This window comes from Microcoleus sp. Aus8_D2 (assembly GCF_036702665.1).
Lineage (GTDB): Bacteria > Cyanobacteriota > Cyanobacteriia > Cyanobacteriales > Microcoleaceae > Microcoleus.
Window position 1 is genome coordinate 42,323 of record NZ_JAUBUN010000048.1, and the last position, 9,239, is coordinate 51,561.

Annotated in this window: 9 protein-coding genes; 6 read left to right on the forward strand and 3 right to left on the reverse strand. The window is 46.2% G+C overall.

The genetic code is table 11. The annotated features are described in order from the left end of the window. The first annotated feature begins 366 nt into the window (after window positions 1-366). Window positions 367-1,893, forward strand: coding sequence for a peptide ligase PGM1-related protein (locus QUB64_RS27500; RefSeq protein ID WP_333276769.1), 1,527 nt, complete (start codon window positions 367-369; stop codon window positions 1,891-1,893). A gap of 282 nt (window positions 1,894-2,175) precedes the next feature. On the opposite strand, the gene lepB is transcribed toward QUB64_RS27500, so the two are convergent. Then, window positions 2,176-2,784, reverse strand: coding sequence for a signal peptidase I (lepB, locus tag QUB64_RS27505; RefSeq protein WP_333276767.1), 609 nt, complete (start codon window positions 2,782-2,784; stop codon window positions 2,176-2,178). A 243-nt stretch (window positions 2,785-3,027) separates the two neighbouring features. Here lepB and QUB64_RS27510 point away from each other — a divergent pair, with 243 nt between their 5' ends. The 3 genes from QUB64_RS27510 to QUB64_RS27520 all read left to right on the forward strand — a co-directional run bounded on the left by QUB64_RS27510 (window position 3,028) and on the right by QUB64_RS27520 (window position 5,552). Further along, window positions 3,028-4,350, forward strand: a complete 1,323-nt coding sequence (locus QUB64_RS27510) for a dihydroorotase (RefSeq protein WP_333276764.1) — start codon at window positions 3,028-3,030, stop codon at window positions 4,348-4,350. 434 nt (window positions 4,351-4,784) lie between these two features. Beyond that, window positions 4,785-5,123 (forward strand): DUF433 domain-containing protein, encoded by a 339-nt coding sequence (locus tag QUB64_RS27515; RefSeq protein ID WP_333276761.1) that lies wholly within the window; start codon window positions 4,785-4,787, stop codon window positions 5,121-5,123. A gap of 3 nt (window positions 5,124-5,126) precedes the next feature. Next, entirely contained in the window at window positions 5,127-5,552 is a 426-nt protein-coding gene (locus QUB64_RS27520; protein ID WP_442921726.1) for a DUF5615 family PIN-like protein, read from the forward strand. On the opposite strand, the gene tsaE is transcribed toward QUB64_RS27520, so the two are convergent. Both tsaE and QUB64_RS27530 read right to left on the reverse strand, forming a co-directional pair. Further along, entirely contained in the window at window positions 5,480-5,929 is a 450-nt protein-coding gene (gene tsaE, locus QUB64_RS27525) for a tRNA (adenosine(37)-N6)-threonylcarbamoyltransferase complex ATPase subunit type 1 TsaE (protein WP_333276758.1), read from the reverse strand. The genes QUB64_RS27520 and tsaE overlap by 73 nt on opposite strands. Window positions 5,930-6,128: 199 nt before the next feature. Then, complete coding sequence (locus tag QUB64_RS27530) at window positions 6,129-7,547, reverse strand: gluconeogenesis factor YvcK family protein (protein WP_333276755.1); 1,419 nt, start codon at window positions 7,545-7,547, stop codon at window positions 6,129-6,131. A gap of 143 nt (window positions 7,548-7,690) precedes the next feature. Between QUB64_RS27530 and QUB64_RS27535 the strand changes: the two genes are divergently transcribed. Together QUB64_RS27535 and QUB64_RS27540 are read left to right on the forward strand one after the other, a co-directional pair. Beyond that, on the forward strand, window positions 7,691-8,473 hold the full coding sequence (locus tag QUB64_RS27535) for an ABC transporter ATP-binding protein (RefSeq protein WP_333276752.1): 783 nt from the start codon (window positions 7,691-7,693) through the stop codon (window positions 8,471-8,473). A 10-nt stretch (window positions 8,474-8,483) separates the two neighbouring features. Beyond that, window positions 8,484-9,032, forward strand: a complete 549-nt coding sequence (locus tag QUB64_RS27540; protein WP_333394273.1) for a four helix bundle protein — start codon at window positions 8,484-8,486, stop codon at window positions 9,030-9,032. Window positions 9,033-9,239: the final 207 nt, after the last annotated feature.

The following is a 9,239-nucleotide window of genomic DNA, read 5'->3' on the forward strand; positions in this document are numbered from 1 at the left end:
GTCCGCATTACTCAAAGGACTAAAGTCCTCACTACAAACGGTTTTGATTGCTGGTAATTGATAGCACAGAATATAATTCACTATTCGTTTATTTGGGTCAGCAATATTGCCGGTAAGGTGCGTCAGAAAAAAAAATGTTTGATTGGTCTCAAGTATTTTGGCTGACGCACCCTACATTTATTTCCCGGTAAGGTGCGTCAGAACAAAAACTGTTTGATTTGTCTCAGGTATCTGGGCTGACGCACCCTACATCTATTCCACCACAAGGTGCGGAGCGAAAAAAACTGTTTGAGTTAACTAAAATATTTGGGATGACGCACCCTACACCACCAGCAAGGATTATTTGAATAATTAGGATTAAACGCAATGCAAGAGTTAAATAATTCAGCTTCAGAAACCGCACAGCAATTTCGCAACCTTCAGACTGAATTACGCGAACGTTGGCGAGCAATCGAAGAATTCGACAGCGGAGATTGTGATATTATCGTCATTCCTTCTCTCAGCTTAGATCAGCAAGAAATGCAGAAAGTTGAGGGTGCTTACCACTACGAAGAGCGTCATTTATTTTCATTAATTCGGCTGCGCAATCCCCGCACGCGCTTAATTTACATTACCTCTGAGCCGCTGCACCCGATGATTATAGATTATTACCTGCAATTGCTTCCAGGTATTCCATTTTCTCACGCGCGCGATCGCCTTTTGCTGTTCTCGGCTTACGATGCTTCTACAAAATCCCTCACGCAGAAAATTTTAGAGCGTCCCCGGTTGATGGAGCGGATTCGTCAAGCAGTACGCCCGACAAAATCTTATATGGTTTGTTACAACTCAACGCCCTTAGAGCGGGAGTTATCTGTTAAATTGGGAATTCCTTTGTGGGCTAGCGATCCGGATTTGCTTTATTGGGGAACAAAAAGCGGTAGCCGGCAAATTTTTAAAGAAGCTGGCGTACCTTATCCTGACGGTTCCGAGTTGGTGTGGAATGCAGAAGATTTGGCGGAAGCTGCGGCTGCGTTGTGGGAAAGACAGCCGGATTTGCAGCGGATGGTAATTAAGTTAAATGAAGGTTTTTCGGGGGAAGGAAATGCAATTTTAGATTTGAAGCCGATCGCAAATAAAGCACCTCAAGAAAGAGTTAAAGCAATTGGCGATTGCTTCCACAATTTGCGCTTTCAAGCAACAGGCGAAACCTGGGCAAATTTCAGCAGCCGCATTCCTGAATTAGGAGCAATTGCGGAAGCATTTATCGAAGGATCAGAAAAGCGATCGCCCAGCGTTCAAGGTCGAATTGTCCCCAGTGGCGAAGTAGAAATTCTCTCAACCCACGACCAGATTTTAGGCGGCCCAGACGGTCAAATTTTCTTGGGTTGCCGATTTCCAGCGGACGAATCCTATCGGCTGGCGTTGCAAGAATTGGGATGGAAAGTGGGAAAAAATTTAGCTGCAAAAGGTGCTTTGGAGCGATTTGGAGTGGATTATGTTGCTGTCAAGCAAGCGGACGGGAAATGGGATATTCAAGCAATAGAAATTAACTTGCGAAAAGGAGGTACAACTCATCCGTTTATGGCTTTGAAGCTGTTGACAAACGGTCGCTACGAACGAACTACGGGCTTATTTTACAGCCAGCAGGGGCGTCCGAAATATTATGTAGCTTCGGATAATTTAAAAAAGGAGCGGTATCGGGGATTGTTGCCGAACGATTTGATGGATATTATTGCTGACAATCAACTGCACTTTGACACGGGTACTGAGACGGGGAGCGTGTTTCATTTAATGGGTTGCTTGTCGGAGTTTGGCAAATTGGGATTGACGAGTATCGGCAATTCGCCGCAAGAAGCTGAGGATATGTATAACAAGGTTGTGAAAGTGCTCGATCGCGAAACTTCATTCAGTTGACCGCTTGACAGTTGACAGTTGTCAGTTGAGAAGTAAGTCGATTTCAGTTTTTCCATTGGAGATTTACGGGCGATAAACTGGGTTTCTACGAGTTTTGCTTTTGCGTTTGATAGGTAGAAATTTAGGAATAAACCGGGTTTATGAGGTCATAAAGTTGTGAAAGTTCTCCCGAAATCTCCTATTAAATCTCGTTTAACCGTTGATTAGTTGATCCTGGGAAATGGGAATTGGTCATTTAAGCTAATAACCGCAGGTTTTACGCTGCGGAATTCGAGGTGGTAGCTATTGTTTAGCGGGATAAATCGGCGTGGGGTCGATCGAGCCTGTGCGGTTGAGAGGCCAAAAACGGACGATCGCCCTACCGATGATATTTTGTCTGGGTACAAAGCCCCAATAATGGCTGTCACAGCTTGCGTTGCGGTTGTCCCCGAGTACCAAGTAAGAATTTTGAGATACAACTACAGGCCCGTAGGGATACTGCGGAATTTCTTCAATATATTTTTCCTGTAGCGGCTGCTTGTTAATAAAAACTTTTCCCTCTTTGACTTCCACAGTATCGCCCGGAAGTCCGATCACTCGCTTGATGTAGGCATCTTTGATCGGCGGCGGCTGTCCCGTGCACAAACTCGCCGGATCGGGAGGCATAAACACGATAATATCTCCTCGCTGCGGGTCTTGGAGTCGATAGCTCACCTTGTCTATAATTAATCGATCGTTAATTTGTAGGGTTGGGAGCATCGAGCCGGTGGGAATGTAGCGAGCTTCAGCAACCAGGGTGCGGATACCAAAGGCTAAGAATGCTGCTAAGCCGATCGTCTTAATTCCTTCTATCCAAGGATTTTCGGTATCTTGCGGGGGTTTTTGGTCGGCTGACTTGTCTAGACGAGTCATAAGTATTAAGTGACTGGGCTGGATACAAATTATAGACTTAATTCGGAGTTTTTGGAGGAAATCTGCCAAATCTGCGCCCCAGAGGTGAGTTTTTATACTATCTGCTTGAGTAAGGTGCGGACGGCGCACCCTAAAAATTACAATTTTTCTGAAAGCTAGTTATATTTCTTACTATTTTCAAAACTCTTTTGAGGATAAAATTTTCCCAGGTTTCCACGTACACTCCTGACTTAATTATAGCTTATGCCGACCACATCAAGTTTGTTAATCCGCCGCGCTCGCATTTTGTTACCTGACGGTGAGTTTTTGGTAGGGGACGTGCAAATTAGCGATGGCAAAATTGTTCGGGTTGCTCCGGAGATTGCTGCATCGGCCGATCGCGAAATAGATGCGATCGGCTTAACTCTCTTACCCGGAGTAATTGACCCGCAGGTACACTTCCGCGAGCCGGGTTTGGAACACAAGGAAGACTTGTTTACCGCTAGCTGTGCGTGCGCTAAGGGCGGCGTGACATCGTTTCTGGAAATGCCCAATACCCGCCCCCTAACCACAACCCAAGCCGCCTTAGATGACAAGCTAAGCCGCGCTGCTGACAAGTGTTTGGTCAATTACGGCTTTTTTATTGGGGCGACGCCGGAGAATTTGCCGGATTTGTTGGAGGCGAATCCGACTCCGGGGATTAAGGTGTTTATGGGTTCGATGCACGGACAGCTTTTGATGGATGGAGAGGAAAATTTAGAGCGAGTGTTCGCAAAGGGCGATCGATTAATTGCAGTACACGCCGAAGACCAAACTAGAATTAATCAGCGCCGTCAGGAATTTGCCGGCAGTACCGATTTAGCTGTGCACTCGCAAATTCAAGACAATCAAGCAGCCTTGTTAGCAACCCAGCTAGCCTTAAAACTTTCTAAGAAATATCAACGTCGATTGCATATCCTGCATCTTTCAACTGGCGATGAAGCTGAGTTTTTGCGTCAAGAAAAACCCAGTTGGGTAACAGCAGAAGTAACGCCGCAGCATTTACTTTTAAATACCAGCGCCTATCAAAAAATCGGCAGTTTAGCCCAGATGAATCCGCCATTGCGCGAAAAGAGCGATAACGAAATACTTTGGCAAGCCTTATTAGACGGCGTAATTGATTTTATCGCCACCGATCACGCGCCGCACACCTTAGAAGAAAAAGCTCAAGAGTATCCAAATACGCCGTCGGGAATGCCCGGAGTTGAAACTTCTTTGCCTTTAATGCTGACACAAGCAGTCGAGGGCAGGTGTACGGTTGCACAAGTTGCTAATTGGATGTCGGCGGCAGTTGCTAAGGCTTATAAGATTCCAAACAAAGGGGCGATAGCTCCGGGTTTTGACGCCGATTTAGTATTGGTAGACTTGGACAAATACCGCCCGGTGGTGCGAGAAGAAATTGTGAGCAAGTGCGGCTGGAGTCCCTTTGAAGGTTGGAGTTTGACGGGATGGCCGGTGGTGACTGTTGTGGGAGGAAAAGTGGTTTTTGAGAACGGTAAATTAGATACAAATGTCAGGGGTGAAGCCTTGAGATTTGACGCTGAGTAAGCCTGCCTAGAAGTTTTGCAAAAAACATCAACACCGCCAAAACGGTTAAACAATTAGAATTAGGTTCGTAGTGAGGACTTCAGTCCTAAATTTTTCATGAATCAGCGGTAGGGTGCGTCAGTTTGGTAATTGTCAATCATCACTGAAAATCTCATTCTGACGCACCATTTATTCCCTTGTGCGTCAAAATAATATCATGTCCGGTCGAATGACGATACTAAGATTGGTTTGTAGTGAGGACTTTAGTCCGCATCCATGAAGGACTAAAGTCCTCACTACAAACCTTTTGTATTCCGGGTAATTGACGGGACAGGATATAAGATTGTGAGCCAAATCTCGAAAATCTAACTCTTCTGAGCTACCCTACTTCTGAAAGCAAAAATTGTGCTAAATTTATCAAAGTATATTCCATTATTCTCAATACGACCTTACCTATGCTTAAAGAATTAGAAACACAACTTCTTGCCTTAACTCCGACCGATAAATATGAAGCAATACGGCTTTTAACCCAAAGTTTAAGCAATAGCTGGCCGGGAATCACGAAGACTCCCGGAGTTTGTGGGGGCGATGCTTGCATTGCCAAAACTCGACTGCCAGTTTGGCTGTTTGTAAGTTTACGCAGTCAAGGTGCAACGGATGCTGAAATTCTGCAATTTTACCCTTATTTAAATGCTGCAAACTTAGTCAACGTTTGGACTTACGCTGAGGCAAATTCCGAAGAAATTGAAACAGCACTCCGAGAAGAAGCAGCAGCAATGATGCAGGAAGTCTAATTTATGGCACGTCTTTATGCAGATGAACAGTTCCCGTTTCCTGTTGTGGCAATGCTGCGAAAATTTGGTCACGATGCCCTGACTATTCAAGAAGCAGGAAATGCTGGAGATGATGACCCCGAAGTATTAGCCTTTGCTGCAAATAACGATCGCGCGGTGATGACGCAAAATCGCCGCCATTTCATACGCTTGCACGCCGAACAACCCAACCATTCTGGCATTATCGTATGTACAGACGACAAAAATCTAGAAAGATTGGCAACACGCATCAATGATGCTATTGCTGGTGAGGAAACGGGCGAGGGGCAAATTGATTCGAGTCAACCGCCCGTCACAGTAAGTGCGATCGCCTTTTCTCAATTTTTCCATTGCCTATCCGATAAATCGCCAGTCCCCATAACTTCTATTTGGCGTCCGTTATCGAGATAAGTCAAAGAAATTTGCAAATAATTTTCTGGTTTGTAGGGCAATCTTTGGGCCCATTCGATCGCCACAATCCCCAAATCCCTTTCTAATCCGTCCCAATAACTCTCTAAGTGCAAGGCTTCCGCTTCTTCTGGTTCCAGTCGATACAAGTCTAGATGGTACAGCGGAACTCGCCCTGCAAAATACTCGTTAATCAGCGTGAAAGTAGGACTTTCCACAGATTCGGAGATTCCCAAGCCTTCGGCGATACCTTGCACTAAGGTAGTTTTGCCGGCGCCTAAGTCTCCTTCTAGTAAGATTACAGTGCCTGGTGGGAGCGATCGACCTAACGCCACACCAAACTGGCGCGTAGCCTCAAAATCTGCAAGCAAAGTTTTCATTTTAGTCAGTAGTCATTAGTCAATAGTCATTAGTCATTAGTCAGTAGTCATTAGTCATTAGTCAGTAGTCATTAGTCAGTAGTCATTAGTCAGTAGTCATTAGTCAGTATTCATTAGCCTCCCAATCTCCTTATCTCCCAATCTCCCCATCTCCCCATCTCCCCATCTCCCCATCTCCCCATCTCCCCCTCAAAGCAGCTTAAATATTCTGGGCGCGGCCGTACCAACGCAGCAACATCCCCGCCAATCTTTGGGAATTGTGGCGAATTAAACCGGTATTTTTATCTTCATCCATGACATTGGTGATGACTATTCGCCGCCCCAAGTTTGTTATGGCTTCACGATCGAGTACAACCGGATAGGAATTCTCCTGAGCATAGCGGATCAAAGATTTTGCAGATGGGACTTTTCCTTGAACTACTACAGCATCGAACAGGGGGCGGCCACAAGCGCGATCGATCGCCCGAATGTGATCTGCAACGCTGTATCCGTCAGTTTCTCCCGGCTGAGTCATAATATTGCACACATAAATGCGCGGAACTTCACTGTGGGCGATCGCATCAGCAATTTCCTTCACCAACAAATTTGGAATCACGCTCGTATAAAGACTACCCGGCCCAATAATAATAAAATCCGCTTCCCGCAGCGCTTCGAGTGCTCTGGGCAAAGCCGGAGGATTAGCAGGATTGCAGCCAATTTTGACGATTTTACCGTGAGCTTCCGTAATGCTGGACTCCCCCTCAATCCTCCGGCCGTCAGCCAGTTCTGCCCACAAAGAAACGTCGCTCAGAGTAGCTGGCAGCACTTCTCCCCTCACTGCTAAAACTTTAGAACTGGCGGCGATCGCCTGTTCCAAATCTCCAGCAATATCGCTCATCGCCGTCAAAAACAAATTCCCAAAACTGTGACCAACCAAACCGTCACCGGCCTGAAAGCGATATTGAAATAACTCAGTTAATAACTTTTCTTCATCTGCCAAAGCGGCCAAACAATTGCGAATATCTCCCGGCGGCAATACTCCAATTTCCCGGCGCAGTCGCCCGGAAGACCCGCCATCATCGGCTACAGTGACGATCGCAGTAATTTTGGCACTGTAATCTTTCAATCCCCTCAGCAAATGAGAAAGGCCCGTACCCCCTCCAATTGCCACAATTTTCGGGCCGCGGTGCAAGCGGCGGTGGTTGAGGAGTCGATCGACCAATTCCTCATTCCCTTCGGGCATTAGAACTTGAGTAATCGAGTTCAAACTGCGAGTTTGTCCCCACAGAATTAACAAAATCCCGCCAGCAATCACGATCGGGCCAGAGATGTAATTGGGAATAACTTCTGCAATCCAGGTCAAAAAATTTCTCAACAATTGCAACAGGAAAAAAATCGGAGTCATCCCAGTCCAAATGGCTAAACCCAAAGTGGCAAGTACCACACCGCTAGCACTGATCAGCAGCCACCGTTTCACCAACAGTCCGGGGGCCAACCACTTAAACCACTGGTGAACTCGCCCGTTCCGCAAAGAGGGAGGGTAAGGATTTCTGGATTGGGCAAAAACCTGCTTAGCTTTAGCCAAGTGCTTGGCTTTAGCAAAGACGCGCAGGGCTTTAGGAAATGAACTAATTGACATGGTTAATTAGTCTTAAGGGTATTGGAACAGCTCGATCTGACAAATTTACAATACAAGAGAATTTTGATTCGGGCAGTCAATTTAAGTCATTAGTCATTAGCTAGACTGATGACTAATGACTGACAACTTATTGATAACATCTTATGGCTGAGCCACTAATCGAACTCAAAGGGGTAAGTAAGTCCTTCGGGCACAACCCGATCCTCGATCGAGTCGATCTGAGGATTTATCGGGGAGAGGCCCTGGCAATTATTGGCCCTTCCGGAACGGGGAAATCTACGATTTTGCGGATAATTGCGGGTTTGTTGGCCCCGGATGCCGGTGAAGTTTTCGTTCAGGGACAGCGGCGGCTGGGATGGGTGGACGACGTGGCAGATCCGATCGGGATTGGGATGGTGTTTCAGCAAGCTGCTTTGTTTGATTCGCTGACGGTGGAGGAGAATGTCGGTTTTTTACTGTACCAGCATTCTAATCTGCCGCGCCGCCGGATTCGGGAATTGGTGGAGGAAAAGTTAGAGATGGTGGGTTTACCCGGAATTGGCGAACGCTATCCGGCGCAGTTGTCTGGGGGAATGCGGAAGCGGGTAAGTTTTGCCCGCGCCATCATGGCGAATCCCGATAATGCCAGGGACAATCCGGAGGTTTTGTTGTACGACGAACCGACGGCGGGTTTAGATCCCATCGCTTCGACGGTAATTGAAGATTTAATCCGCGACTTGCAGGCGGCCCAAGGGGTTTGCAGCACTTATGCGATCGTCACTCACCAAGACAGTACCATCCGCCGCACTGCCGATCGCATCGTGTTTCTCTATCGAGGCAAAGTGCAGTGGGAGGGAACTGTCAGCGACATTGCATCAACAGATAATTTGTTAATTAAACAATTTTTTAGCGGCAGCGTTACTGGGCCGATTCAAGTGATTGGATAGTCATTAGTCATTGGTCATTAGTCATTGGTCATTAGTCATTGGTCATTGGTCATTGGTCATTGGTCATTGGTCATTTGTCATTGGTCATTGGTCATTGGTCATTGGTCATTTGTCATTGGTCATTGGTCATTTGTCATTTGTTGTTAATTTTCAGTCATTCATTATTAAAAGCGAGGGTAATATGGTAAGCAAGAGTTTTCAGGAATTGCGGGTTTATAGATTGTCAGAACAATTAGCCGATGAGATTTGGAAAATAGTTAACAGTTGGGAATTATTTGCCAAAGATACGAGCTGCAAACAAATTGTCCGTTCAGCAGATAGCGTCGGTGCTAACATAGCAGAAGGACTCGGACGAGGTAGCTATCAAGACAATCGACGCTTTGTAAAGATAGCCAGAGCCTCTTTGAACGAAACCCAACACTGGTTGAGACGAGCTTACACTCGAAACCTTTTAACGGTTCAACAGATAAATGAACTCACAGCCATCATTAACGAATTAGCCCCTAAATTAAACTCGTACCTACAATCTATCGGCCCATCCCCTAAAAATGACGACTAATCACTCACAAACAACAACAACAACTACTACTACTAATGACCAACAACTACTACTAATGACCAACAACTACTACTACTACTAATGCCCAATGCCCAATGCCCAATGCCCAATGCCCAATGCCCAATGCCCAATGCCCAATGCCCAATGCCCAATGCCCAATGCCCAATGCCCAATGCCCAATGCCCAATGCCCAATGCCCAATGCCCA

Excerpts from the sequence above, each read along its gene's own strand:
- QUB64_RS27500 (WP_333276769.1), top strand. The coding sequence starts at position 367 with ATGCAAGAGTTAAATAATTCAGCTTCAGAAACCGCACAGCAATTTCGC.
- lepB (WP_333276767.1), bottom strand. The coding sequence starts at position 2,784 with ATGACTCGTCTAGACAAGTCAGCCGACCAAAAACCCCCGCAAGATACC.
- QUB64_RS27510 (WP_333276764.1), top strand. The coding sequence starts at position 3,028 with ATGCCGACCACATCAAGTTTGTTAATCCGCCGCGCTCGCATTTTGTTA.
- QUB64_RS27515 (WP_333276761.1), top strand. The coding sequence starts at position 4,785 with ATGCTTAAAGAATTAGAAACACAACTTCTTGCCTTAACTCCGACCGAT.
- QUB64_RS27520 (WP_442921726.1), top strand. The coding sequence starts at position 5,127 with ATGGCACGTCTTTATGCAGATGAACAGTTCCCGTTTCCTGTTGTGGCA.
- tsaE (WP_333276758.1), bottom strand. The coding sequence starts at position 5,929 with ATGAAAACTTTGCTTGCAGATTTTGAGGCTACGCGCCAGTTTGGTGTG.
- QUB64_RS27530 (WP_333276755.1), bottom strand. The coding sequence starts at position 7,547 with ATGTCAATTAGTTCATTTCCTAAAGCCCTGCGCGTCTTTGCTAAAGCC.
- QUB64_RS27535 (WP_333276752.1), top strand. The coding sequence starts at position 7,691 with ATGGCTGAGCCACTAATCGAACTCAAAGGGGTAAGTAAGTCCTTCGGG.